Origin of the sequence: Streptomyces sp. NPDC086989 (genome assembly GCF_044745505.1) — a bacterium.
Classification (GTDB): domain Bacteria; phylum Actinomycetota; class Actinomycetes; order Streptomycetales; family Streptomycetaceae; genus Streptomyces.
In genome coordinates this window covers 203,728-228,831 of record NZ_JBIVAL010000003.1, presented here as the reverse complement: position 1 = coordinate 228,831, position 25,104 = coordinate 203,728, and the positions used below count along the sequence as shown (strand labels likewise).

The window sequence follows — 25,104 nt, the reverse complement described above, 5'->3', positions numbered from 1 at the left end:
ACCGGCCGCACCGGCGTTGCGTTGCTCGCGTCGCTACGGGCTACTTGGCGCTTCCGCCCTCGCCCGCAACCTCCGCCTTGGGGTCGGCTGCGGCGCCTGCGGCCGACTCGGCCTCCGCGTCGGCTTCTGCCGCCGTTTCGGCGTCAGCCTCCGCCTTCGGCTCGGCGGCGGGCTCGGCCTCCGCCTTCGGCTCGGCCTCCGCCTTCGGCTCGGCGGCGGGCTCGGCCTCCGCCTTCGGCTCGGCCTCCGCCTTCGGCTCGGCCTCCGCAGTGGCCTCCGCCCTTTCTGCAGCGGCGTCCGCGTCGGCCGGGGCCGGCGCAGCGGCTTCGGTCTCGGCGGCAGCCTCCTCCGCCGACTCGGCCTCGGCAGCTTCCCCCGCCGCAGCCGGAGCAGCCGCAGCCTCTGCCTCGGCTTCCGCCTTGGCCTTGGCCGCCGCTTCCGCCTCCGCCTCAGCGTCCGCCTTGGCCTTGGCTTCAGCCTCTGCCTTGGCCTTCGCCTTGGCTTCAGCTTCCGCCTTCGCCTTGGCCGCGGCCTCTGCCTTGGCCTCCGCTTCGGCCTTCGCCGCCGCTTCGGCCGCCGCCGCCTCCGCCGCCAGTTCCTCCTCCGTCGGGCCCGGAGCCTTCACCGACTCCAGGAGGAGCTGCGCCACGTCCACGACCTGGACGGATTCCTTGGCCTGGCCGTCGTTCTTCTTGCCGTTGACCGAGTCGGTCAGCATCACCAGGCAGAACGGGCAGGCGGTCGAGACGATGTCCGGGTTGAGGGAAAGGGCCTCGTCCACCCGCTCGTTGTTGATGCGCTTGCCGATGCGCTCTTCCATCCACATCCGCGCGCCACCGGCGCCACAGCAGAAGCCCCGCTCCTTGTGGCGGTGCATCTCCTGCTGCCGCAGCCCCGGCACGGCGGACATGATCTCGCGCGGCGGCGTGTAGACCTTGTTGTGCCGGCCCAGGTAGCAGGGGTCGTGGTACGTGATCAGCCCGTCGACCGGCGTCACCGGCAGCAGCCGGCCCTCGTCGATCAGGTGCTGGAGCAGCTGCGTGTGGTGGATGACCTCGTACTCGCCGCCCAGCTGCGGGTACTCGTTCGCAATGGTGTTGAAGCAGTGCGGGCAGGTCGAGACGATCCGCTTCGCCGACTTCGGCTTCTTCGTCGACGGGTCCTCGTCGTCCTCGCCGAAGGCCATGTTCAGCATGGCCACGTTCTCCTGGGCGAGCTGCTGGAACAGCGGCTCGTTACCGAGGCGGCGCGGGGAGTCGCCGGTGCACTTCTCGTCGCCGCCCATGATCGCGAACTTGACGCCCGCGATGTTGAGGAGCTCCGCGAAGGCCTTCGTCGTCTTCTTGGCCCGGTCCTCCAGGGCGCCCGCGCAGCCGACCCAGTACAGGTAGTCGTACTCGGAGAGGTCCTCGGCGTCCTTGCCGACGATCGGGACCTCGAAGTCGACCTCCTTGGTCCACTCCACGCGCTGCTTCTTGGCCAGACCCCAGGGGTTGCCCTTCTTCTCCAGGTTCTTGAGCATCGTGCCCGCCTCGGACGGGAACGCGGACTCGATCATCACCTGGTAGCGGCGCATGTCGACGATGTGGTCGATGTGCTCGATGTCGACCGGGCACTGCTCCACGCACGCACCGCAGGTGGTGCAGGACCACAGCACGTCCGGGTCGATGACGCCGTTCTCCTCGGCGGTGCCGATCAGCGGGCGCTCCGCCTCGGCCAGGGCCGCCGCCGGGACGTCCTTCAGCTGCTCCGCGGTCGCCTTCTCCTCGCCCTCCATGGTCTTGCCGCCACCTGCGAGCAGGTACGGGGCCTTGGCGTGGGCGTGGTCGCGCAGCGACATGATCAGGAGCTTGGGGGACAGGGGCTTGCCCGTGTTCCAGGCCGGGCACTGCGACTGGCAGCGGCCGCACTCGGTGCAGGTGGAGAAGTCGAGGATGCCCTTCCAGGAGAACTGCTCGACCTGGGAGACGCCGAAGACGTCGTCCTCGCCCGGCTCCTCGAAGTCGATCTCCTTGCCGCCGCTCGTCATCGGCTGGAGCGCGCCCAGCGCGGTCGCGCCGTCGGCGTTGCGCTTGAACCAGATGTTCGGGAAGCCGAGGAAGCGGTGCCAGGCGACACCCATGTTGGTGTTCAGCGAGACGACGATCATCCAGATCAGCGAGACGCCGATCTTGATCATCGCGGTGAAGTAGATGGCGTTCTGCAGGGTGCCGAGCGAGAGGCTCTTGAAGGCCAGCACCAGCGGGTACGAGGCGAAGTACGCCGGCTCGTACGAGTCCACGTGGTGGATCGCGCCCTCGAGGCCGCGCAGGGTGAGGATCGCGAGCCCGATCGTGAGGATGACGTACTCGACGAAGTACGCCTGCCAGGCCTTCGAGCCGGTGAAGCGCGACTTGCGGCCCGCCCGGGAGGGCAGCGACAGCAGCCGGATGGCGATCAGCACCAGGATGCCGAGGATCGTCATGACGCCGATGAACTCGATGTACAGCTCGAACGGCAGGAAGTCGCCGACGATCGGCAGCACCCAGTCGGCCTGGAAGAGCTGGCCGTAGGCCTGCAGCAGCGTCGGGGGCAGCGTCAGGAAGCCGATGGCGACGAACCAGTGCGCGAAGCCGACGATGCCCCAGCGGTTCATCCGGCTGTGGCCGAGGAACTCCCGGACCAGGGTGAGCGTTCGTGCCTTCGGATCGTCCGTACGGCTGCCTGCCGGTACGGGCTGTCCGAGCTTCACGAAGCGGTAGATCTGCGCCACGGCTCGGGCGAGCAGCGCGACGCCGACCACGGTCAGGACCAGCGACACGATGATCGCGGCGAGTTGCATGGGAGGGCTCCTCGGGCGGGACTTACTAAGCGGTAACTTATTGAGTCAAGGCTTGAGGTTACCCATTCCCCGCGCCGCAATGTAGGTGAGCGAGCGGTGATCTGTGTCGCTCAGGCATGCCTGTGTCGACAGGCCGCCCGAGGGGTCTGAGCCAGGATCGCGAGATCCATCCCCAGCCAATGGCTCTCCACATAGTGCCGGTCCAGCAGGGCCATCTCCTCCCAGGGGAGGTCGGAGCGTGCGCTGACCTGCCACAAACCAGTCATTCCAGGCCGTACGAGGAGCCGGTCGGCCCGGTCCGTGCGGGCCTCCGGTCGCGGCCCGACCAGTGACATCTCCCCGCGCAGCACGTTCAGCAGCTGCGGCATCCCGTCCAGGGCGCACCGCTGGACCGCCGCCCCCAGCCGGCCCGCCGCGTCCGTGTGCAGCCGCCAGGTCCGGAACGGCCGGCCGGCCAGCCCGGCCGCCGGCTGCCGTACGAGGACCCGCCCGCCCTGGGTCGCGTACAGCAGGGCGCCGACGGCCAGCAGCGGCACCGCGAACAGCCCGAGCAGCGCGGTGGCCCCGAGGAGGTCGACCACCCGCTTCGCGGACACGTCCGGCCGGCAAGCGGCCGGGCGCGACGGCAGGAGCAGGAGCAGGAGCTCGCGCAACGGCCGGACCGGAGGGAGCGTGAGCGGCGGCAGCGGCATGGGGGCACCCTGCCCGCGTATCCGGCGGTTTCCGCGGTGCCGCGCAGTGGGCCGGCCGAGCATCGCCCGCTCGGCCCCCGGAAGCCGCGGCGCGTCCCGGGCGAGCTGCCGGTGAGAGGCCGGGGGAGGCCGGTGCAGGCCGGTGAGCTGCGGGTACGAGGCAGTGCGCCCTGCGAGTGAGCTTAAGGCCGGGATAAAAGTTGAGTCGACTCCACTCACCTCTGTTGACGCGCGCGCGGCCATGCGGCATGGTTGAGTCTGTTCCACTCAAGTCAGCTGGAGGAAATCAAAATGGCACGTGCGGTCGGCATCGACCTGGGCACCACTAACTCCGTCGTCAGCGTTCTCGAAGGCGGCGAGCCCACCGTCATCACCAACGCCGAGGGCGCCAGGACCACGCCGTCCGTCGTCGCCTTCGCCAAGAACGGCGAGGTCCTCGTCGGCGAGGTGGCCAAGCGCCAGGCGGTCACGAACGTGGACCGGACCATCCGCTCCGTCAAGCGCCACATGGGCACTGACTGGAAGATCAACCTGGATGGCAAGGACTTCAACCCGCAGCAGATGAGCGCCTTCATTCTGCAGAAGCTGAAGCGCGACGCCGAGGCCTACCTGGGTGAGAAGGTCACGGACGCGGTCATCACCGTCCCGGCCTACTTCAACGACTCCGAGCGTCAGGCGACGAAGGAGGCCGGTGAGATCGCGGGCCTGAACGTCCTGCGCATCGTCAACGAGCCGACCGCCGCCGCCCTGGCCTACGGCCTGGACAAGGACGACCAGACCATTCTCGTCTTCGACCTGGGCGGCGGCACCTTCGACGTGTCGCTCCTGGAGATCGGCGACGGCGTCGTCGAGGTCAAGGCCACCAACGGTGACAACCACCTCGGCGGTGACGACTGGGACCAGCGCGTCGTCGACTACCTGGTGAAGCAGTTCGCCAACGGCCACGGCGTCGACCTGTCCAAGGACAAGATGGCGCTCCAGCGTCTGCGCGAGGCCGCCGAGAAGGCGAAGATCGAGCTGTCCTCCTCCACGGAGACCACGATCAACCTGCCCTACATCACGGCTTCCGCCGAGGGCCCGCTGCACCTGGACGAGAAGCTCACGCGCGCCCAGTTCCAGCAGCTGACCGCGGACCTCCTGGACCGCTGCAAGACCCCGTTCCACAACGTCATCAAGGACGCCGGCATCCAGCTGTCCGAGATCGACCACGTGGTCCTCGTCGGCGGCTCCACCCGCATGCCGGCCGTCGCCGAGCTCGTCAAGGAGCTCACCGGCGGTCAGGACGCCAACAAGGGCGTCAACCCGGACGAGGTCGTCGCGATCGGCGCCACCCTCCAGGCCGGTGTCCTCAAGGGTGAGGTCAAGGACGTCCTGCTCCTCGACGTGACCCCGCTGTCCCTCGGCATCGAGACCAAGGGCGGCATCATGACCAAGCTCATCGAGCGCAACACCACGATCCCGACCAAGCGGTCCGAGATCTTCACGACGGCCGAGGACAACCAGCCGTCCGTGCAGATCCAGGTCTACCAGGGTGAGCGCGAGATCGCGGCGTACAACAAGAAGCTCGGCATGTTCGAGCTGACCGGCCTGCCGCCGGCCCCGCGTGGCGTCCCGCAGATCGAGGTCTCCTTCGACATCGACGCGAACGGCATCATGCACGTCACGGCCAAGGACCTCGGCACGGGCAAGGAGCAGAAGATGACCGTTACCGGCGGCTCCTCGCTCGGCAAGGACGAGGTCGACCGCATGCGCCAGGAGGCGGAGCAGTACGCGGACGAGGACCTCCGCCGCAAGGAGGCGGCCGAGTCCCGCAACCAGGGCGAGCAGCTCGTCTACCAGACGGAGAAGTTCGTCAAGGACAACGAGGACAAGGTCCCGGCCGAGGTCAAGACCGAGGTCGAGGCCGCCGTCACCGAGCTGAAGGACAAGCTCAAGGGCGAGGACACCGCCGAGATCCGCACCGCGACCGAGAAGCTCGCCGCGGTCAGCCAGAAGCTCGGCCAGGCCCTCTACGCCGACGCGCAGGCCGCTCAGGCCGCCGGTGGCGCGGGTGACGCGGGCCAGGCCGGTGCCGCGGACGCCGCCGACGACGTCGTCGACGCCGAGATCGTGGACGAGGACAAGCCGAAGGGCGGCGCTGCCTGATGTCGGAGGAGACCCCGGGCTTCGAGGAGAAGCCCGAAGTCCCCGCCGACGGCACGCCTGACGACGCCGCCGAGCCGAAGGCCCCAGCTTCCTCCGAGGAGGAGGCCGCGGCCCCGGCCGGGGACTCTGCAGCAGCACAGTCCGCCCAGGACAGCGGTACGGCTCTGCTGGCGCAGCTGGACCAGGCCCGCACCGCGCTCGGCGAGCGCACCGCGGACCTCCAGCGCCTGCAGGCGGAGTACCAGAACTACCGCCGCCGGGTGGAGCGGGACCGGGTCGCCGTCAAGGAGATCGCGGTCGCGTCCCTCCTGACGGAGCTGCTCCCGACCCTGGACGACATCGGCCGGGCGCGGGACCATGGCGAGCTGGTCGGCGGCTTCAAGTCGGTGGCCGAATCGCTGGAGACCGCCGCGGCCAAGATGGGGCTGCAGCAGTTCGGCAAGGAGGGCGAGCCCTTCGACCCGACGATCCACGAGGCCCTGATGCACTCGTACGCGCCGGACGTCACCGAGGACACCTGCGTGGCGATCCTGCAGCCGGGGTACCGGATCGGCGAGCGTACGATCCGCCCCGCGCGGGTCGCGGTGGCCGAGCCCCAGCCGGGAGCGGCCCCCAAGTCCGAGTCGGCCGAGGCCGACGCGCCGTCGGACAAGGACACGGATGCCCCCGACAAGGGCTGACGTTGAACCAGTAGCGGTACGAGAGGAGGGACACCGGGGATGAGCACGAAGGACTTCGTCGAGAAGGACTACTACAAGGTCCTCGGTGTCCCGAAGGACGCCACCGAGGCCGAGATCAAGAAGGCGTACCGGAAGCTCGCGCGCGAGTTCCACCCGGACGCCAACAAGGGCGACGCCTCGGCCGAGGAGCGCTTCAAGGAGATCTCCGAGGCGAACGACATCCTCGGCGACGCCAAGAGGCGCAAGGAGTACGACGAGGCCCGCACCCTGTTCGGCAACGGGGGCTTCCGCCCCGGCCCGGGCGGGGGCGGCGGCTCGTTCAACTTCGACCTCGGCGACCTCTTCGGCGGCACCCAGCCGGGTGGCGGAGCGGGTGGCGGGTTCGGCGGCGGCGGCCTGGGCGATGTCTTCGGCGGCCTGTTCAACCGCGGCGGCGCGGGCCCCGGGGCCCGTACCCAGCCGCGCCGCGGCCAGGACATCGAATCGGAGGTCACCCTCTCCTTCACGGAGGCGGTGGACGGGGCCACGGTCCCGCTCCGGATGTCCTCACAGGCGCCCTGCAAGGCCTGTTCGGGCACCGGCGACAAGAACGGCACGCCGCGCGTGTGCCCGACGTGCGTCGGCACCGGCCAGGTCTCGCGGGGCAGCGGCGGCGGTTTCTCGCTGACCGACCCCTGCGCGGACTGCAAGGGCCGCGGCCTGATCGCGGAGACCCCCTGCGACGTCTGCAAGGGCAGCGGGCGGGCCAAGTCCTCCCGCACCATGCAGGTCCGCATCCCGCCGGGGGTCTCGGACAACCAGCGGATCCGGCTGCGCGGCAAGGGGGCTCCGGGCGAGCGCGGCGGTCCGGCCGGCGATCTGTACGTCGTCGTCCACGTGGACGGCCACCCGGTGTTCGGCCGCAAGGGCGACAACCTGACGGTCACCGTTCCGGTGACGATCGCCGAGGCCGCCCTGGGCGCCGACATCAAGGTCCCGACCCTGAACGGCCCGTCGGTGACGCTGAAGCTGCCGCCGGGCACCCCCACGGGGCGCACGATGCGGGCCCGCGGCAAGGGAGCGGTCCGCAAGGACGGCACCCGCGGAGACCTGCTGGTGACGGTGGAGGTCGCCGTTCCGGCCTCGCTGTCGGACAAGGCCCGCGAGGCGCTGGAGATGTACCGCGACGCGACGGAGTCGGAGGACCCGCGCGCCGCGCTGTTCGAGTCCGCGAGGGGAGCATGAACATGGACGGCCGGCGCAGGAGCCACTACCAGCTCAACGACGACACTCCTGTCTACGTCATCTCGGTGGCCGCCCAGCTCTCGGGCCTGCATCCGCAGACCCTGCGCCAGTACGACCGGCTCGGCCTGGTCTCCCCGGACCGGACGGCCGGCCGCGGCCGGCGCTACTCGGCACGCGACATCGAACTGCTCCGCACGGTGCAGGCGCTGTCCCAGGACGAGGGCATCAACCTGGCCGGCATCAAGCGGATCATCGAGCTGGAGAACCAGGTCGCGGCGCTCCAGCAGCGGGTGGCCGAGCTCTCGGCGGCGGTGGACGGCGCGGCGGCCGTGCTCCAGCAGCGCGAGGCCCAGGTGCACGCCTCGTACCGGCGGGATCTGGTCAAATACCAGCCACCGGTTGCGGGCAACGCCCTGGTCGTGTGGCGCCCCGCGCCGAAGCGCCAGAGCGACTGACGCCGGAGCGGCCGGCGACCCACGGCTCACGGTCGGCGGCCCACGGCCCACGGCCGACGCTGACGTGCCAACGCGCAGGCCCCGCCCGGGAACCCCGGGCGGGGCCTGCGCGTTGTGCCGGGGGGCGTCAGTCGCCCTCGTCCTCCAGGATCCCTGAGCGGGCGATGAGGAAGCCGAGCTGGGCGCGGCTGCCGCTGCCGAGGGTGCCGGCCAGCTTCGCGATGTGCGCGCGGCAGGTCCGTACGTTCATGCCGAGCCGGCGGGCGATGGCCTCGTCGACGTGGCCCTCGATGAGGAGCTGGGCGATGGTGCGCTGCACGCCCGAGATGCCGCCGCGGGTGTGCTGGTACGTCACTTCCTCCTGGAGCGGCACCGCGCGGTGCCACAGCTGCTCGAACACCTTGATGAGGTAGTCGACCAGCCCGGGGTGGCGCAGTTCCAGGGCGACCTGGCGGTCGTCGCTGGCCGGTATGAAGGCGACGGTCCGGTCGAAGATGATGAGGCGCTCGAAGAGCTCCTCCAGCGTGCGCACCTCGACCTTGCCGGCCTTGAGGAGGTCGACGTACGCGAGGGTGCCGCGGCTGTGCCGGACGGTGTGCTGGTAGAGGGTCCGGATCCGGACACCGCGGTCGGTCAGCGGCTGGTCGCGTTCCAGGGCCTCGGTGAGCTCCAGGCTGGGCCGGGCGCCGCCGGGCTGGATGGTGAGCATCTCCGTGTGGCACTCGGCCGTGGCGAGGTTGAGGGCGGCATTGATGGGGTCGAAGCCCTCGAGCACGGTGATGGCGTGGGTGCTTGCCGGATTCTGCGCGCTGATGGCGAGAAATGGCTCGAAGGCCTCGGACAGTTCGAGGGAATCACGACGTCTGTCGCGGATCTCCCGTTCGATCGGATGCAGCCGCTGTGCGAGTGCCACCGCCGGTGGAACCGGACGGAGCGAATTGGCGTCATCAGGATCCGGCTGCAACAACGCCAGATCGAGCAGACAGGGTGCCGTTTTGACATCCCCACGTGCGATACGTCCCGTCCTCAGCGCGCTCGTGTAGAGCCGTGCCCCCTCGCTGCACAGCTCGGTGACCGAGTGGGGATGTGTCGCTTTTGTTCGGTTTATGGTCAAATCTCCACCCCCCAGGGTCCTGAACATGCAAGAACATGATGCATCGTCCCTGTGGCAGTGATGTGCCTGAATGAGCCATCGTCTGACAGGCGGGGGAGAGGATTTCATCAAGTGAGGACGAAGCCGACCATGAACAAGAGAATGCTTCGCTCGGCGCTTGCCACCGTCATCTTCTCGGCTGTGGCCGGTCTGGGACTTGCCGGGGTCACCCTGGGGGGCGCTGCAGGGGGTGCCGCCGGCCTCCAGGCGGCGCCGCTGGAGGACAGCGGATGGCGCGCGGCACCGATGGACAGCGGGTGGCGTTCCGCCCCCGTCGACGCCGAAGCCGGCGCCCTCGGCACGGAGATCGCGGCATGACCCCCGACGACCGCGGTTTCCGTCGTGAAATGGCCTCTGCCTACCGCTCCGGCTGGCAGTTCATCGACCTTGCCACGGCCATCCCCCACCCTGGCGATTCGTTGATGGTCACCCTGTTCGGACAGCCCATCGTCATCACGCGCGAGGAGGACGAAGACGTCCGGGCGTACCGATGCCTGCGCCGCCCCCGCGGCGCGCCGCAGCCCGTCCGCTGCGAGGTGCGCTACGGAATGGTCTTCGTCAACCTTGATCAGCGCGACCACCAGCTCTTCGAACCCGATATCACCACCGCCACCCCCCGCAGTGCCTGAAGCGATTCCCCCGTCGTTGCAGATCGCTCCAGGTGCTTCCCCCACACAACGGCGCCATCGTGGACCTGACCACGATGGCGCCGTTGTGATGTCCGCGTCCAGTGCTTGAACCGGACAAGGTGAAAACCGAACTTCTCCGCCGGTTCAGGCGCGGCCCATGGCCCGGTCGAGGGTGATCTCCATGACGACGCGGTCGGGGTTGGGCGACGGCGTCCGCCCGTAGCGCTCCGCGTAGCGCGCCACCGCCTCGGCGACCGAGGCCTCGTCCGTACGGATCACCGCGCGCCCCTCCAGGGTCGCCCAGCGGCGCCCCTCCATCTGGCACACCGCGACCCGCGCCGGGCCGTGCTCCGTCGCCTGAGCCGCCAGCACGTTGCGGATCTTCTTGCTGTGCTTGTTGCTGATCACCCGGGCCAGGCCGGCCTCGGGGTCGTACGTGACGCCCACCGGCACCACGTGGGGCGTCCCGTCGGGGCGCGGGGTGGTCAGGGTGCAGACGTGCCGCTCCCGCCAGAAGGCGAGGTACTCGGGCGTCGGGTTGAGTACGTCATGAGCCATGGCCTGAGGGTACGACTGCGGCCTTGAGTGGAATAGACTCAACTTTGCGCACGCTGACATACTCACAGCCGCTCCTGAGAGGAGAAGTCGCCCGTGGATGCCGAGCTGACCAACAAGAGCCGGGACGCCCTGAACGCGGCCACCAGCCGGGCCGTGAAGGACGGCCACGCGGACCTGACCCCGGCGCACCTGCTGCTGGCCCTGCTCGCCGGCGAGGACAACGAGAACATCACCGACCTGCTCGCGGCCACCGAAGCCGACCAGGCGGCGGTCCGCGTCGGCGCGGAGAAGCTGCTGGCCGCCCTGCCCAGCGTCACGGGCTCCACGGTCGCGCCTCCGCAGCCCACGCGTGAGCTGCTCGCCGTACTCGCCGAGGCCGACCAGCAGGCCGGCCGGCTCGGCGACGACTACCTCTCCACCGAACACCTCCTCATCGCGATCGCCGCCAAGGGCGGCGCGGCCGGTGAGGTCCTTTCCGCCCAGGGCGCGACGGCGAAGAAGCTGCTGGACGCCTTCGAGAACGCACGAGGAGGACGGCGGGTGACCACCCCCGACCCCGAGGGCCAGTACAAGGCCCTGGAGAAGTTCGGCACCGACTTCACGGCGGCAGCGCGTGAGGGCAAACTCGACCCGGTCATCGGCCGCGATCAGGAGATCAGGCGCGTCGTCCAGGTCCTGTCGCGCCGTACGAAGAACAACCCGGTGCTCATCGGCGAGCCCGGCGTCGGCAAGACGGCCGTCGTCGAGGGCCTCGCGCAGCGCATCGTCAAGGGCGACGTCCCCGAGTCGCTGAAGAACAAGCGTCTGGTCTCGCTCGACCTCGGCGCGATGGTCGCCGGCGCGAAGTACCGCGGTGAGTTCGAGGAGCGGCTCAAGACGGTCCTGGCGGAGATCAAGTCCAGCGACGGCCAGATCATCACCTTCATCGACGAGCTGCACACCGTCGTCGGCGCGGGCGCCGGCGGGGACTCCGCCATGGACGCGGGCAACATGCTCAAGCCCATGCTGGCCCGCGGCGAACTGCGGATGGTCGGCGCGACCACGCTCGACGAGTACCGCGAGCGGATCGAGAAGGACCCGGCGCTGGAGCGCCGCTTCCAGCAGGTGCTGGTCGCCGAGCCGAGCGTCGAGGACACCATCGCGATCCTGCGCGGGCTCAAGGGCCGCTACGAGGCCCACCACAAGGTCGTCATCAACGACAGTGCGCTGGTGGCCGCCGCGACCCTGTCCGACCGGTACATCACCTCCCGCTTCCTGCCCGACAAGGCCATCGACCTCGTCGACGAGGCCGCGTCCCGGCTGCGCATGGAGATCGACTCCTCGCCCCTGGAGATCGACGAGCTGCAGCGCTCGGTCGACCGCCTGCGGATGGAGGAGCTGGCGCTGAGGAACGAGTCGGACCCGGCCTCGATCGAGCGCCTGGACAAGCTCCGCAAGGACCTGGCGGACCGGGAGGAGGACCTGCGGGGCCTGACCGCCCGCTGGGAGAAGGAGAAGCAGTCCCTCAACCGCGTCGGAGAGCTCAAGGAGCGCCTGGACGACCTGCGCGGACAGGCCGAGCGCGCACAGCGAGACGGCGACTTCGACACCGCCTCCAAGCTGCTCTACGGCGAGATCCCGGCCCTGGAGCGCGAGCTGGCCGAGGCCACCGAGGAGGAGGAAGAGGCCTCCAAGACCGGCAGCGCCAAGTCCGCGATGGTCAAGGACGAGGTCGGCCCCGACGACATCGCCGATGTGGTGGGCGCCTGGACCGGCATCCCGGCCGGCCGCCTCCTCGAAGGGGAGACCCAGAAGCTGCTGCGCATGGAGGACGAGCTGGGCCGCCGCCTGATCGGCCAGGGCGAGGCCGTACGGGCCGTCTCGGACGCCGTGCGCCGCACCCGGGCCGGGATCGCCGACCCCGACCGCCCGACCGGCTCGTTCCTCTTCCTGGGCCCCACGGGCGTGGGCAAGACGGAGCTGGCCAAGGCCCTCGCGGACTTCCTCTTCGACGACGAGCGGGCCATGGTCCGCATCGACATGTCGGAGTACTCCGAGAAGCACAGCGTGGCCCGTCTGGTCGGCGCCCCGCCCGGCTACGTCGGCTACGAGGAGGGCGGCCAGCTGACCGAGGCCGTCCGTCGCCGCCCGTACTCCGTGGTGCTGCTGGACGAGGTGGAGAAGGCCCACCCCGAGGTCTTCGACATCCTGCTCCAGGTCCTGGACGACGGCCGCCTCACGGACGGCCAGGGCCGCACCGTGGACTTCCGCAACACGATCCTCATCCTGACCTCGAACCTGGGCAGCCAGTTCCTGATGGACCCGTCGAGCTCGGCGCAGGAGAAGCGCGAGCAGGTCCTGGAAGTGGTCCGGGCCTCCTTCAAGCCCGAGTTCCTCAACCGCCTCGACGACCTGGTCGTCTTCTCCGCGCTGACCCGGGACGAGCTGGCGCACATCGCCGAGCTCCAGATCGCCGGCCTGGCCCGCCGCCTGGCCGACCGGCGCCTGACCCTGGACGTCACGCCCGAGGCCCTGGCCTGGCTGGCGGACAAGGGCAACGACCCGGCGTACGGTGCCCGCCCGCTGCGCCGCCTGATCCAGACGGCGATCGGCGACCGCCTGGCCAAGGAGATCCTGGCGGGCGAGGTCCGCGACGGCGACACGGTCCGGGTCGACGTGGCGGGCGAGGACCTCATCGTCGGCAAGGCGCTCTGACCGCGCCCCGGGGGTCTGGCCCCCGGGCCCCGGCCCCCCCGGCCGGCGGATCCCTGTCCGCCCTGCGCGGATCGCAGCCGTCGGGGCTGGACACGGGGAGGGCCGGATGGGGGAGGATGACATCATCCGCACGAAGGGAAATTCACGGTGAGCATCGACCCGGCCTCGATTCCGAATTTCGGTGGGCAGCAGCCCGATCCGCAGGCCACAGGACCGGCGGGCCCCGTCGTCCCCGACCAGGATCTGGTCAAGCAGCTGCTGGAGCAGATGGAGCTCAAGTACGTCGTCGACGACGAGGGTGACCTCGCGGCGCCGTGGGAGGAGTTCCGGACGTACTTCATGTTCCGCGGCGAGGACGAGCAGCAGGTCTTCTCGGTGCGGACGTTCTACGACCGTCCGCACGCGATCGAGGACAAGCCCCAGCTCCTCGAGTCGATCGACGACTGGAACCGCCGCACCCTGTGGCCGAAGGTCTACAGCCACACGCACGACGACGGCTCCGTCCGCCTGATCGGCGAGGCGCAGATGCTGATCGGCACCGGCGTCAGCCTGGAGCACTTCGTTTCCTCCACGGTCAGCTGGGTCCGGGCCTCCATCGAGTTCGACAAGTGGCTCGTGGAGCAGCTCGGCCTGGAGAAGGAGATCGACTCCACCGACGGCGACGACAAGGACGGCGGCGACGACGCCTAGTCGTCGCCCGTCCGTCACAGCGGTACGCGGGCGATCAGCAGCAGGTACAGCCCGTAGCCGTACGAGAGCCCGGCCAGCCCCGCGGTCGCCACGACCGCGGAGCGCGGCCGGGCTCGCGCCATTGCGGCGGCGACCGGCAGGAGCAGCGGGAACGCCGGGAGCAGGAAGCGGGGCTTCGACTCGAAGTAGCCGGCCCCGCCGTAGGTGATCAGCAGCAGGACGGCCGTGTACGCGAGCAGCGCCACCGGCATCCGGTCGAGCAGCAGGAGCACCGCCAGGAGCCCGGCGGCGGCCAGGACGGCCACGGTCACGAAGGAGGCGAGCGGCAGCGGCGCGCCGGTCAGCGCCCGCCAGACGGTGGCCGTGGTGTACGAGCCGAAGTCGAAGCGGGAGCCCCAGCGCTCCTGCACGGTGAAGTACCCGGCGGGGCTCCCGGTGCGTATGCCGACGGCCGCGACGTACGCCGCCCAGCCCGCCGGGGCCAGCAGCGCGGCGGCCCACACCCCGGGCGCGCGGGATCTTCGTACGAGCACGGCGTGCAGGGCGGCGGCGGTCACGGCGGCGCCGACGGCGATCCCCGTCGGGCGGGTCAGTCCGGCGAGCACGGCGAGGCCCGCGGCCCACAGCCAGCGGCGGCGCAGCACGGCGTACAACGCCCAGGCGGCGAGCGCCGCCAGCAGCGGCTCGGTGTAGGCGAGGGTCAGCACGACCGCGTGCGGGGTGGCCGCCCACAGCGCCACCAGCAGCACCCCGGCGCGCGGGCCCAGCACCAGCTCCCCGACCCGGTACACCCCGACGGCGGCCACCGCGGCGGCGGTCCAGGCCACCAGCAGCCCGGCCCAGGCGGTGGCGCCGGCCAGCCGCACGAGCAGCGGGTACAGCGGGAAGAAGGCGCGGTCGCTCTGCACGAGACCGGACGAGACCCACATCTGGGTGCGGCCGTAGCCGTGCACGGCGATGCCGAGGTACCAGACGGAGTCCCAGGAGTGCCCGAGCACGCGCACGGGGCTGCGCCCGGCCCACCACGCCCCGGTGGCGAGGACCAGAGCGCCGCCGGCGCGGACGGCGGCGAACGCCCCGAGGGCGGCGAGGGCCGCGGGCACCCTCCCGGTCCGGAGCTCCTGCGGACCTACGGAAACCGACACACTGCCCGTCGCCGCCATGGACCCCCGTCTTTCCCGCGCCGCGTGAAGGAGGCCCTCCCGGCGAGGAGGGCCTCGGGCACCCTAAAGCTCAGGACCGCCCCGCGGGTGTGAATGCCGTCGGAACCTCCGGTGAAATCAGCCATGGGCCCCCGCGGGCCGCGGGCGACACCGACCTCAGAGCCGCCGCAGCCGCTCGACGGCCTCTTCGAGGACCTCCGTCTTCTTGCAGAAGGCCCAGCGGACCTGGGTGGCGCCGGCGGCCTGGTCGTCGTAGAACACCTGGTTCGGGATGGCGACCACGCCGCAGCGCTCGGGCAGGGCGCGGCAGAAGGCGAGGCCGTCCTTCTCTCCGAGCGGGGTGATGTCGGTGGTGATGAAGTACGTGCCCTGCGGGCGGAAGACCTGGAAGCCGGCGGCTGCGAGGCCGTCGGCGAGGATGTCGCGCTTGGCCGCCAGGTCGGCGCGGAAGCCGTCGAAGTAGGCGTCGGGAAGGTCCAGGGCCTGCGCGACGGCGTACTGGAAGGGGCCCGAGGAGACGTACGTCAGGAACTGCTTCGCGGAGCGGACGGCGGAGACCAGCTCCGGCGGGGCGGTGATCCAGCCGACCTTCCATCCGGTGAAGGAGAACGTCTTGCCGGCCGATCCGATGGTGACGGTGCGCTCGCGCATGCCGGGCAGCGAGGCCAGCGGGACGTGGGCGCCCTCGAAGACGAGGTGCTCGTAGACCTCGTCGGTGACCACGAGCAGGTCGCGTTCCCGTGCGAGTTCCGCGATCGCGGCGAGCTCGGCCGGGGTCAGGACCGTGCCCGTCGGGTTGTGCGGGGTGTTCAGCAGGAGCAGGCGGGTGCGCGGGGTGACCGCGGCGCGCAGTTCGTCGAGGTCGAGCGCGAACGCGCCGCCGGCCGCCGCCGGGGAGGACCCCGGGGCGCGCGGGCGCAGGGTGACCGGGACGCGGGTGGCCCCGGCCATCGCGATGCAGGCGGCGTACGAGTCGTAGTACGGCTCCAGGGCGATGACCTCGTCACCCGGTTCGAGCAGGGCGAGGAGCGAGGCGGCGATGGCCTCCGTGGCGCCCGCCGTGACCAGGACCTCGGTGTCCGGATCGTAGGGCAGGCCGTAGAACCGCTGCTGGTGCCGGGCGATCGCGGCGCGCAGCTCCGGGACGCCGGGGCCCGGCGGGTACTGGTTGCCGCGGCCGGACAGTACGGCGCGGGAGGCGGCCTCGGCGATCTCGGCGGGGCCGTCGGTGTCGGGGAAGCCCTGGCCGAGGTTGATCGACCCGGTGCGGGCGGCCAGGGCCGACATCTCCGCGAAGATCGTCGTCCCGAAGGAGGCGAGGCGGCGGTTCAGGAGGGGGCGGCTGCCGCCCACGGGTGCGCTCATGGGCGCAATCCTGGGGGCAACCTCTGGACTTGCTCAAGTGTGCTTTGGCCCGGGTGGCCTGCGGGCATCCCCCCTTCACGCGGGCCACGGCCCGCTGGGGAACAGTCGGCTCTCGGGGGACCGAGGCGTTGGAGGGGGGTTGGGGTCATGTCTGTTTTCGTTCTGCTGCTCGTGGTGGCGGCCGTCGCGGCCTTCGTGTTCCTGGTGGTGAAGGTGGTCCGCGCCTGGACCGGATCCGATGCGGGTTCGGGCTCCGGCTCGGGCTCCGGCTCGTCGTGGTGGGCGGGCGGCGGCGGTTCCTCGTGCGGGAGCAGCTCCTCGTGCGGCTCTTCCTCCTCCTGTGGTTCCTCCTCGTCCTGCGGGGGCTCTTCGTCCTCCTGTGGCGGCGGGGGCTGCGGCTCCAGCTGACACGGGGCAGCCGGCGCCGCGAGCGCAGGGCGCCCGGCGGAGCCAACTTCCGCCGGGCGCCCTCACGTTCGCGCTGGTGGATCCGGATGTTCCGGATCCTGGAGGAGAAAGTTCCGGCTTTCGGGGCCGGTGTGGCGTGACGCGCGGGACGGCCGGGTTTGAACACGTGAACTGAGTAGCCCCCGGGGGGATGTAAACCCAACCAAGTTGGGTAAAAACGCTGTGAGTGCCGTGCCTTTCATGATTCCCTCGGTTGAGTAGACCAGTCCTCGGACCTCCCTGGACTTCCTGTGGACCCGTGCCGGTGTCCCCCCACCCGTTGACTACCGCTGGCGGGCCCCGGCCCATCTCCCTCGCGCGTTTGCGGAGCCGACTCATGCTCACGACCCTCCAGACCTCCTACACCGACACGCGTGCCGCCGATCTCGCCTGGGCACTGGGTCGGGACCGGCTGCCCGCCCTGGCCGTGCTGAACCTCGACCTGGCGGGGGCGAAGCTGGAGTTGCGCCTGCTCGGAGCCTCGCACCAGGTGCTCCTGGAGGAGGGCGCGGTGCTCTGCTCGGAGACGGTCGCCTGCATGCCCGGCAGCCGCACGCCGCTGCCGCTCGGCGTGGCGAAGCGGATGGGTGACTGGGAGTACGAGTTCGCCGCGCGGGTGGAGACCCTGTCGCAGGGCTCTTTCGCGGGGCGCGCGCAGGAGCTGCTCGCGCTGGTCGCGGACCACCCGAACGGGTTGGCCGGAACCTTTCCCGGCAGCCCGCACGCCTTCACCGCCATGCTCGCGCAGCGCCACGAGGGGCAGGTGCGCTGGCGAACCTGGCACGCATACCCGCAGGAAGGCCAGTTGGTGGCCACTCGTACGAGGGTCGGGGCACGGACGGGCGCATCCGCCGGAGCCCTGGAGTCCGCCGCACGCTAGGGGCGGGTCCCGGCCTCGGCCCTCCGGGGGGCGCGGGCGTCGTGAGCGCCCCCGCACGGTTACGCCATCCGGCTGGAACCGTACGTCACTTGCACCCATGTGGGTGACGGGATGCAAGTGGGTGGTGACGTACGGTTCGCTGCATGATCGACCGTTCCGTCCCGCGCCGGGTGCTCCCGGCTCCGGAGCCGCGGGGCGTGGCGACCCTTCCGGCCGCCCTGCCCGTACGGCCCCGGACCGGCCGACTCCTCGTGCTGGCCACCGTGTTCGTCTGTGCCGCCTGCGGGCTCGTGTACGAGCTGGAACTGCTGGCCCTCGGTTCCTACCTCATCGGCGATTCCGTCACCCAGGCGTCCGTCGTGCTGTCCGTCATGGTCTTCGCGATGGGCGTGGGGTCCCTGCTGGCCAAACGGCTCCGCAACCGGCCCGCCGTCGGGTTCGCGGCCATCGAGGCGGGTCTCGCGCTGCTCGGCGGGCTGTCGGCGATGGCGCTGTACGCGAGCTTCGCCTGGCTGGGCGGGTCGAGGCCCGCGCTCGTGGCCTTCTCCTTCGCGATCGGCGTGCTCATCGGCGCCGAGATCCCGTTGCTGATGGTCCTCATCCAGCGCATCCGCAGACAGGACGCCGGCGGCGCGGTCGCCGACCTGTTCGCCGCCGACTACGTGGGCGCCCTGGTCGGCGGGCTGGCCTTCCCGTTCCTGCTGCTGCCGGTGCTCGGCCAGCTCACCGGTGCCATGCTGACCGGCACCGTCAACGCGGTCGTCGGCGGGGGCCTCGTCCTGTGGCTGTTCCGCCGCGACCTGAGCCGGCGCTCGCGCTGGCTGCTGATCATCGCGAACGTCACCGTGCTGTCCGCCCTCGCCTGCGCGACCGTCCTCGCCGACGACTTCGAGCGGGTCGCCCGGCGCGCCGTGTACGGCGCCGAGGTCCGCGTCGCGGAGCAGACCGGCGTCCAGGAACTCGTCCTGACCGGGCCCGCCACCGGCTCCCCCCGCTCCCTCGACCTGTTCCTGGACGGCCGGCTGCGGGTCAGCGGCTACGACGAGTACCGCTATCACGAGGCCCTCGTGCACCCCGCGATGACCGGCCCGCACAGCCGGGTCCTGGTCCTCGGCGGCGGCGACGGGCTCGCCGCCCGCGAGGTGCTGCGCTACCGCGACGTCACCTCCGTCACCGTCGTCGAACTCGACCCCGGCGTGGTCCGGCTCGCCCGCACCGACCCGATGCTCTCCGCGCTCAACGGCCGCGTGTACGAGGACCCGCGGCTCGGGGTCGTCACGCAGGACGCCTTCCGCTGGCTGCGGGGCCCCGGCGGCCGGGACGGCTTCGACGTGATCGTCTCCGACCTCCCCGACCCGGGCATCACGCCCAGCACGAAGCTGTACTCCCAGGAGTTCTACGGGCTCGCCGCGCGGGCCCTGCACCCCGGCGGGCGGATCGCCGTGCACGCCGGACCGCTGGCCACGCGCCCGCGCACGTACTGGACGGTCGAGGCCACCCTGCGCGCGGCCGGCCTGCACACCGCCCCCTACAGCGCGGGCGGGCGGCTCTCCGGCTTCGCCGCCGGCCCCGACCGCAGCCCCGGCACCGCCGAGACGCCACCGCAGGACTGGGGCTTCGTACTGGCCCGCCGGGAACGGGTCCCCGAGCTGCGGGTGGATCCCGGCACGCCGGGGCTGCGGTCGCTGTCCACCCGGTCCCTGCGCGACGCCGAGCGCGACGCCGAGCGCACCCGTGTGGCGGGCCTGCCGCCGTCGACGCTCCCGCACCCGCGGTATTCGTAGGTGCCGCACCGGGCGCGGGAGGGCCTCCCGTCGGTAGGCTCGTCCACATGGAGCATCAGGTGTTCGTTCCGGTACCGGCAGACGACCTCCGCGCCGTGCTGCGCGACCCCGCCCGGGTGGCACGCTGCGTACCCGGGCTCCAGCAGGACGCCGACGCGGCCTCCGGGCCCGTGTCGGGCCGCCTCAAACTGCGGGTCGGCGGGAACACCGTCACCTACCGCGGAGCCCTGACCGTCACCGAACGTGCTCCGGACCGCTTCACCGTCTCCGGAGAGGGCGCGGAGATCCGCGGCAGCGGCACCGTCAAGCTGGCCCTCGCACTGCTGCTGACCCCCGCGGACGACGGAACCCGGCTGGAGTTCACCGCCGAGGGAACCGCCGACGGGCGGGCCGCCGCCTTCCCGCCCGAGGCGACCGCGACCGCCGTCCAGCGGCTCCTGGACCGGGCCGCCGATCAGCTCGCGGCGCTGGCCGGGCCCCCGGAACCGGTGACCGACGTCATCGCCGAGGCGGAGGAGGCCGAGGAGGCCGAGGCCGGCGCGCCCGGCGCGCAGGACGGAGAGGAGGGCGAAGGTGGAGAGGACGACGGGGTCACGGAGGTCACCGCGTCCGTCTTCGACACCGATGTGCCGCCCCCGTCCCTGGAACCCTTCATGGACGGTGACTTCGAGGGGCTCCCCGACTTCGGCCGGGTCGGCGACCTCGGCGAGATCGAGGAGTTCGGCGCCGCCGCGCAGCCCCCCGCCGAGGCCGCCCACGCCCGCCGCACCATGATCGGCCGCAGCGCCGAGGAAGTGGACCACGCACCCCCGCGCGGCCGCTACGCCCCGGTCCCGGCCCCCGGGAACGCGGGCGCCGGCGCGAACCTGCGCTGGATCGCCCCGGCCGCCGCACTGGCTCTGGCCTCGGCCGTCGTCGTCGGTCGAGCCCTGCGCCGACGCCGCTGACACCTCGTTAGAGTCGGTCGCATGAGTACGCAACTGAGCGCGGCCGGCGCCGAGGTGACCATCGACCAGGAGAACGGCTGCCGGATCGGCAGTCTGCGCATCGACGGCACCGAGCTGTTGCGCCAAGGCCCCCACTACGGCGCGTTCCCCATGGTCCCGTTCTGCGGACGCACCGCGAACGGGCGGTTCCGGGACGGGGCCGCCGTCCACCAGCTGCCGATCAACCAGCCGCCGCACGCCATCCACGGCTTCGGCCGTGACGCCCCCTGGCGCCCCGCCGGGGTCACCGACACCACGGCGGCCTTCACGTACGACCTCGCCGAGCCCTGGCCGTACCCGGGCCGGGTCACCCAGATCTTCGAGCTCGGCACCGATGCCCTGACCGTCACCATGGGCGTGGAGACGTACGGCGACTCCTTCCCGGCCCAGGCGGGCTGGCACCCCTGGTTCCGGCGCAACCTCGGCGCCGGCGGTGAGGACGTACGCCTCGACTTCGCGCCCGCCTGGCAGGAGGAGCGCGGGGAAGACCACCTCCCCACGGGCAAGCGCATCGACCCGCTGCCCGGCCCCTGGGACGACTGCTTCGGCATGCCGGAAGGCGTCGAGGCCACCCTGACCTGGCCCGGCGCAGTCGAACTGAAGATCACCAGCCGGGCCGAATGGGTGGTGGTGTACGACGAGCAGCCCGAGGCGGTCTGCGTGGAGCCGCAGTCCGGGCCGCCGAACGGGCTGAACACCCTGCCGCGCCTGGTCAGCCCCGTGGACCCGCTGGAGATCTCCATGACCTGGACCTGGCGGCGGCTGTCCCAGCCGGTGCCGGGGCGCAATTAAGCTCGGGGCCATGAGTGACGTGCGCCAGGCGCTTCTGCAGCAGATCAAGGACAAGGCCGTCGTGCACGGCAAGGTGACCCTCTCCTCCGGCAAGGAGGCCGACTACTACATCGACCTCCGCCGGATCACCCTGGACGGCGAGGCGGCCCCGATGGTCGGCCAGGTCATGCTCGACCTCACCGCCGAACTGGACTTCGACTGCGTCGGCGGTCTGACCCTCGGCGCCGACCCGGTCGCGACCTCGATGCTCCACGCGTCCGCCGCGCGCGGTGGCCGCCTGGACGCCTTCGTCGTCCGCAAGGCGCAGAAGGCCCACGGCATGCAGCGTCGTATCGAGGGCACCGACGTGAAGGGCAAGCGCTGCCTGGTGGTCGAGGACACCTCGACCACCGGCGGGTCTCCGCTGACCGCCGTCGAGGCCGTCCGCGAGGCCGGCGGCGAGGTCGTCGCCGTCGCCACGATCGTGGACCGCGGGGCTGCGGACGCCATCGCCGCGGCGGGCCTGCCCTACCTCACCGGCTACCGGCTCGGCGACCTCGACCTCGCCTGATCTCGCATTCTGGCCGCCCGGAGAACTGGTGACTTCGGTCCCCGGGCCTCCGGGCACAGGTCCTGACCTGCCCTTTCCCCTCGGCGCGGAGTGTTTCACGTGAAACGGTCCACTCGGCACGGGTGGAGTGCCGCGCGGAGTCTGGAAAGATGAGCCCGACGGTTACGTCGCCCCCAGGTCAGGGCCAGCAATCGCACACTCCCCGCACATCCAAGGAGCGGACAGATGCCCATCGCAACCCCCGAGGTCTACAACGAGATGCTCGACCGGGCGAAGGCAGGCAAGTTTGCCTACCCGGCGATCAACGTGACCTCGACCCAGACCCTGCACGCTGCACTGCGCGGCTTCGCGGAGGCCGAGAGCGACGGCATCATCCAGATCTCCACCGGTGGTGCGGAGTTCCTGGGTGGCCAGTACAAGAAGGACATGGTGACCGGTGCGGTCGCCCTGGCCGAGTTCGCGCACGTCGTTGCCGCGAAGTACGACGTCACCGTCGCACTGCACACGGACCACTGCCCCAAGGACAAGCTGGACGGCTACGTCCGCCCGCTCCTGGAGATCTCCGCCGAGCGCGTGGCCCGTGGTCTGAACCCGCTCTTCCAGTCGCACATGTGGGACGGCTCCGCCGAGACCCTGGCCGACAACCTGGCCATCGGGCAGGAGCTGCTCGCCAAGGCCGCCGCAGCGAAGATCATCCTCGAGGTCGAGATCACCCCGACCGGCGGCGAGGAGGACGGCGTCAGCCACGAGATCAACGACGAGCTGTACACCACCGTCGACGACGCGATCCGCACCGCCGAGGCCCTCGGCCTGGGCGAGAAGGGCCGCTACCTGCTGGCCGCCTCCTTCGGCAACGTGCACGGTGTCTACAAGCCGGGCAACGTCGTCTTGCGCCCCGAGCTGCTGAAGGACCTCCAGCAGGGTGTCGGCGAGAAGTACGGCAAGAGCAACCCGTTCGACTTCGTCTTCCACGGCGGCTCCGGCTCCTCCGAGCAGGAGATCGCCACCGCGCTGGAGAACGGCGTCGTGAAGATGAACCTCGACACCGACACCCAGTACGCCTTCACCCGCCCGGTTGCGGACCACATGTTCCGCAACTACGACGGTGTCCTGAAGGTCGACGGCGAGGTCGGCAAGAAGTCCACCTACGACCCGCGCACCTGGGGCAAGCTGGCCGAGGCCAGCATGGCCAAGCGCGTCACCGAGGCGTGCGCGAACCTGCGCTCGACGGGCACGAAGCTGAAGTAGTACCCCCTGCCACGGCCGAAGGGCCCGGGCGCCGTCTCGCGACGGCGGCCCGGGCCCTTCGTCGTGGCCGTCCCCGCCCCTCCGGTCGACAGCTCCGGGAGGGTGGGTGAGCATGGATGGGCGGTCGCCTTTCGGCCCTCGGACACCGCCGTGACGGTGAGCGCCGTCAGCTCCGCGGCCCGCACTCCCTGGCTTCTCCCTGATGGGAGCACCTTCATGCATCTGCACATCCGACGCGCAGTGGTTGCGCTGTCCGCGTTTCCGCTCGTCCTGTCCGGCGCGCTCGTCCTGGCGCCGGCCGCCGGTGCGGCACCTGCTGCGAGCTGCACGGTCACACCCTCGGCGGACGGGACCTCGGTCACCATCTCCGGTGAGGGCTTCACGGCTCCCCGTGACCTCAAGGACGGCGAGAGCACCGAGCGCCTGAACGTCGACAGCACCGGGCACTTCCTGTTGAAGCGCTTCCAGAAGAACGTCGACTACACCGTTGTCGCGGTCAACGAGAACCAGCCCTTCGTCTTCGTAAACTGCCAGCGCGTCAGCGCGCCGAGCACCACGTCGCCGAGCCCCCAGACGCCGAAGCCCCAGACACCCACGCACACGCCCAGTCACCGGCCCCACCGCAGGTGACGGCGGGCGCGCCACGGCCCCGGCCGGGGCCGGGACCCCCGGGTCCCGGCCCCGGCCGGGGCGTGGGTGCGTGCTCAGCGGCCGGCCAGAACCGCCGCGTGGGCGCGGGCCCGGCGCACCGGGCTGTGCCGCACGGGGGCCTGCGCGAGCGCCGGGGCCGGCGCGGTCGCTGCCGCCGGGGCTGCTGCCCGGCCTGCCGCCGGGGCTGCGGCCGGGCCTGCCGCCGGTGCCAGGCAGAGCGCCGCATGGGCCACCGAAGCGAGCGTGACATGCCGGTGCCAGCCCGGCAGGGAGCGGCCCGAGAAGTCCCGCAGGCCGACCTCCTGCACTCCGGTCCCGGCCGCCGCCGACACCCGTTGCGCCGTCTTGGTCATCCGCACCAGCGCGCCGGGCTCCGTCCGCACCATGTCCGTCACCCACAGCTGCGTGGGCAGCCGCCTGGCCGCCTCCCACTCCCCGAACAGCAGCACCTCGCGCCGCCGTCCCGGAGCCGGGTCCGGGACCATCACGCGGACGGCCGCCACCAGCGAGGTCCGTCGTGCCCCCGGCAGCTCCGGGTCGGGCCACTCCACCGGCATCCGCAGACCCCTGACGTTCTGCAGGACGTCCCGCGCGGCCAGTGTCCCCGCGCCGAAGCCCGGCAGCCGCGGGTCCGTCACCAGCAGCCGTGCCTCGGGGCTGATCCGCCCCACCACCGGCACCCGCGCCTCCGCGAAGCGGTTCAGCGTGGCCCGGGTCGCGATGTCCCGGATGTCCAGCACCACCGGCCGGGTTGCCGTCCCCGACTCGCGCGCCTCCCGGACGGTGTCCAGCACCGCCGTCACCGCGCACTCCTCGTACGACTCGTCCGTGGTCCCCGACTCCTCGTCGAGGAACAGCCGCCAGCCCACCGGCGTGACCATTGCGGCCGAGGTGAACCACATCCCGAACGCCTGCTGTCCGCGGAACATCTGCCCCCGGTGCGGGTCGAAGCGGTGTCCCGCCCCCACCGAGTGCTCCCCGCCCTTAGGGATCGCCATCGGCTGCGCCACCCACGCATTGAGCGGGGCCGTGCGGCCCAGGTACTGCGACAGCGCCGCGCGGATCGGCTGCCAGTCCCAGGTGGACGCCGCGATGAAGTGGTGCAGGCTCTGCTCCGCGGCCGCCGCACCGCCCGCTCCGGCACCCGCTCCGGCCGTCATCTGCTGCGCGATGTTCCGGATCGACTTGCGGCCCTGAGCCGCCAGCAGCCCGTGTACGTACTGGCGGCCGCGCTCCCGCTGGTCCCGGCGCCGCAGGGAGGCGAACACCGCGGCGCACAGCTCCTCGACGGCCTCTGCGGTCCCGGCGGCCTGGTTGACGGGGTTGCGCCGTCCCGCCGCCGTCGCCCGGACACCCCGGTACGTGCCGCTGATCGCGCTGCTGGTGCTGGTGCTGGTGCTGGTGTTCACGACTCCCCCTTCGTCGATGGCCCCCCTACCGTCCGTCCGCGCCCCCCTTCCAGGGGAGGTGCGCCGGGCACACGACTGGGCCGACCGG

At 71.4% G+C, this 25,104-nt stretch carries 22 protein-coding genes and 1 pseudogene; 16 read left to right on the top strand and 7 right to left on the bottom strand.

Going from position 1 to position 25,104, the window contains the following annotated elements:
* Positions 1-598: 598 nt before the first annotated feature.
* Both ACIPK4_RS07775 and ACIPK4_RS07770 read right to left on the bottom strand, forming a co-directional pair.
* Positions 599-2,821 (bottom strand): annotated as a pseudogene (locus ACIPK4_RS07775) ((Fe-S)-binding protein); the annotation flags it as partial.
* Positions 2,822-2,931: 110 nt separating this feature from the next.
* Positions 2,932-3,513 (bottom strand): sugar transferase, encoded by a 582-nt coding sequence (locus tag ACIPK4_RS07770; protein ID WP_402309984.1) that lies wholly within the window; start codon positions 3,511-3,513, stop codon positions 2,932-2,934.
* 291 nt (positions 3,514-3,804) lie between these two features.
* On the opposite strand from ACIPK4_RS07770, the gene dnaK reads away from it, so the two are divergent.
* Genes dnaK through ACIPK4_RS07750 form a run of 4 tightly spaced genes read left to right on the top strand, consistent with a single transcriptional unit; the run spans position 3,805 to position 8,017 of the window.
* On the top strand, positions 3,805-5,658 hold the full coding sequence (gene dnaK, locus ACIPK4_RS07765) for a molecular chaperone DnaK (RefSeq protein ID WP_402309982.1): 1,854 nt from the start codon (positions 3,805-3,807) through the stop codon (positions 5,656-5,658).
* Positions 5,658-6,338 carry a nucleotide exchange factor GrpE gene (gene grpE, locus ACIPK4_RS07760; protein WP_402309979.1) on the top strand — a complete coding sequence of 227 codons (681 nt, stop codon included), beginning with the start codon at positions 5,658-5,660 and terminating at the stop codon, positions 6,336-6,338. The genes dnaK and grpE overlap by 1 nt, the downstream gene beginning before the upstream one ends.
* A gap of 39 nt (positions 6,339-6,377) precedes the next feature.
* A complete protein-coding gene (gene dnaJ, locus ACIPK4_RS07755; protein ID WP_054221694.1) occupies positions 6,378-7,562 on the top strand; it encodes a molecular chaperone DnaJ in 1,185 nt (394 codons plus the stop codon).
* Between the two features lie 2 nt (positions 7,563-7,564).
* Positions 7,565-8,017, top strand: a complete 453-nt coding sequence (locus ACIPK4_RS07750; RefSeq protein ID WP_054221695.1) for a heat shock protein transcriptional repressor HspR — start codon at positions 7,565-7,567, stop codon at positions 8,015-8,017.
* 127 nt (positions 8,018-8,144) lie between these two features.
* On the opposite strand, the gene ACIPK4_RS07745 is transcribed toward ACIPK4_RS07750, so the two are convergent.
* A complete protein-coding gene (locus ACIPK4_RS07745; protein ID WP_376205486.1) occupies positions 8,145-9,158 on the bottom strand; it encodes a helix-turn-helix transcriptional regulator in 1,014 nt (337 codons plus the stop codon).
* 102 nt (positions 9,159-9,260) lie between these two features.
* Between ACIPK4_RS07745 and ACIPK4_RS07740 the strand changes: the two genes are divergently transcribed.
* Together ACIPK4_RS07740 and ACIPK4_RS07735 are read left to right on the top strand one after the other, a co-directional pair.
* On the top strand, positions 9,261-9,488 hold the full coding sequence (locus ACIPK4_RS07740) for a hypothetical protein (protein ID WP_159044076.1): 228 nt from the start codon (positions 9,261-9,263) through the stop codon (positions 9,486-9,488).
* On the top strand, positions 9,485-9,799 hold the full coding sequence (locus ACIPK4_RS07735; RefSeq protein WP_030299141.1) for a hypothetical protein: 315 nt from the start codon (positions 9,485-9,487) through the stop codon (positions 9,797-9,799). The genes ACIPK4_RS07740 and ACIPK4_RS07735 overlap by 4 nt, the downstream gene beginning before the upstream one ends.
* Positions 9,800-9,943: 144 nt before the next feature.
* Here ACIPK4_RS07735 and ACIPK4_RS07730 read toward each other — a convergent pair whose 3' ends face one another.
* The gene (locus ACIPK4_RS07730) at positions 9,944-10,357 is read right to left on the bottom strand and encodes a pyridoxamine 5'-phosphate oxidase family protein (RefSeq protein ID WP_402309974.1); all 414 of its coding nucleotides are present in this window, start codon (positions 10,355-10,357) and stop codon (positions 9,944-9,946) included.
* 93 nt (positions 10,358-10,450) lie between these two features.
* On the opposite strand from ACIPK4_RS07730, the gene clpB reads away from it, so the two are divergent.
* Together clpB and ACIPK4_RS07720 are read left to right on the top strand one after the other, a co-directional pair.
* Positions 10,451-13,051: an ATP-dependent chaperone ClpB gene (gene clpB, locus ACIPK4_RS07725; protein ID WP_402309971.1), complete on the top strand. Its 2,601-nt coding sequence runs from the start codon at positions 10,451-10,453 to the stop codon at positions 13,049-13,051.
* 147 nt (positions 13,052-13,198) lie between these two features.
* Entirely contained in the window at positions 13,199-13,741 is a 543-nt protein-coding gene (locus ACIPK4_RS07720) for a YbjN domain-containing protein (RefSeq protein WP_054221699.1), read from the top strand.
* Positions 13,742-13,755: 14 nt separating this feature from the next.
* On the opposite strand, the gene ACIPK4_RS07715 is transcribed toward ACIPK4_RS07720, so the two are convergent.
* Positions 13,756-14,844: a glycosyltransferase family 39 protein gene (locus ACIPK4_RS07715; protein WP_402309969.1), complete on the bottom strand. Its 1,089-nt coding sequence runs from the start codon at positions 14,842-14,844 to the stop codon at positions 13,756-13,758.
* A 216-nt stretch (positions 14,845-15,060) separates the two neighbouring features.
* Positions 15,061-16,269: a pyridoxal phosphate-dependent aminotransferase gene (locus ACIPK4_RS07710; protein WP_402309967.1), complete on the bottom strand. Its 1,209-nt coding sequence runs from the start codon at positions 16,267-16,269 to the stop codon at positions 15,061-15,063.
* Between the two features lie 302 nt (positions 16,270-16,571).
* Between ACIPK4_RS07710 and ACIPK4_RS07705 the strand changes: the two genes are divergently transcribed.
* The 8 genes from ACIPK4_RS07705 (at position 16,572) to ACIPK4_RS07670 (ending at position 23,586) form a co-directional block, all read left to right on the top strand.
* Positions 16,572-16,817, top strand: a complete 246-nt coding sequence (locus tag ACIPK4_RS07705; RefSeq protein ID WP_402309964.1) for a hypothetical protein — start codon at positions 16,572-16,574, stop codon at positions 16,815-16,817.
* Positions 16,818-17,053: 236 nt separating this feature from the next.
* Complete coding sequence (locus ACIPK4_RS07700) at positions 17,054-17,596, top strand: DUF2617 family protein (RefSeq protein WP_054221703.1); 543 nt, start codon at positions 17,054-17,056, stop codon at positions 17,594-17,596.
* A gap of 143 nt (positions 17,597-17,739) precedes the next feature.
* Positions 17,740-19,380 (top strand): polyamine aminopropyltransferase, encoded by a 1,641-nt coding sequence (locus ACIPK4_RS07695; protein WP_402309962.1) that lies wholly within the window; start codon positions 17,740-17,742, stop codon positions 19,378-19,380.
* A gap of 47 nt (positions 19,381-19,427) precedes the next feature.
* On the top strand, positions 19,428-20,327 hold the full coding sequence (locus ACIPK4_RS07690; protein WP_402309959.1) for an SRPBCC family protein: 900 nt from the start codon (positions 19,428-19,430) through the stop codon (positions 20,325-20,327).
* A gap of 21 nt (positions 20,328-20,348) precedes the next feature.
* Complete coding sequence (locus ACIPK4_RS07685; protein ID WP_402309957.1) at positions 20,349-21,158, top strand: aldose 1-epimerase; 810 nt, start codon at positions 20,349-20,351, stop codon at positions 21,156-21,158.
* A 10-nt stretch (positions 21,159-21,168) separates the two neighbouring features.
* On the top strand, positions 21,169-21,708 hold the full coding sequence (gene pyrE / locus ACIPK4_RS07680; protein ID WP_385191793.1) for an orotate phosphoribosyltransferase: 540 nt from the start codon (positions 21,169-21,171) through the stop codon (positions 21,706-21,708).
* 225 nt (positions 21,709-21,933) lie between these two features.
* Entirely contained in the window at positions 21,934-22,956 is a 1,023-nt protein-coding gene (gene fbaA, locus ACIPK4_RS07675; protein WP_402309954.1) for a class II fructose-bisphosphate aldolase, read from the top strand.
* Between the two features lie 216 nt (positions 22,957-23,172).
* Positions 23,173-23,586, top strand: coding sequence for a hypothetical protein (locus tag ACIPK4_RS07670; RefSeq protein ID WP_402309952.1), 414 nt, complete (start codon positions 23,173-23,175; stop codon positions 23,584-23,586).
* Positions 23,587-23,660: 74 nt separating this feature from the next.
* Here ACIPK4_RS07670 and ACIPK4_RS07665 read toward each other — a convergent pair whose 3' ends face one another.
* Positions 23,661-25,016: an IS701 family transposase gene (locus ACIPK4_RS07665; RefSeq protein WP_402309949.1), complete on the bottom strand. Its 1,356-nt coding sequence runs from the start codon at positions 25,014-25,016 to the stop codon at positions 23,661-23,663.
* Positions 25,017-25,104 lie beyond the last annotated feature (88 nt).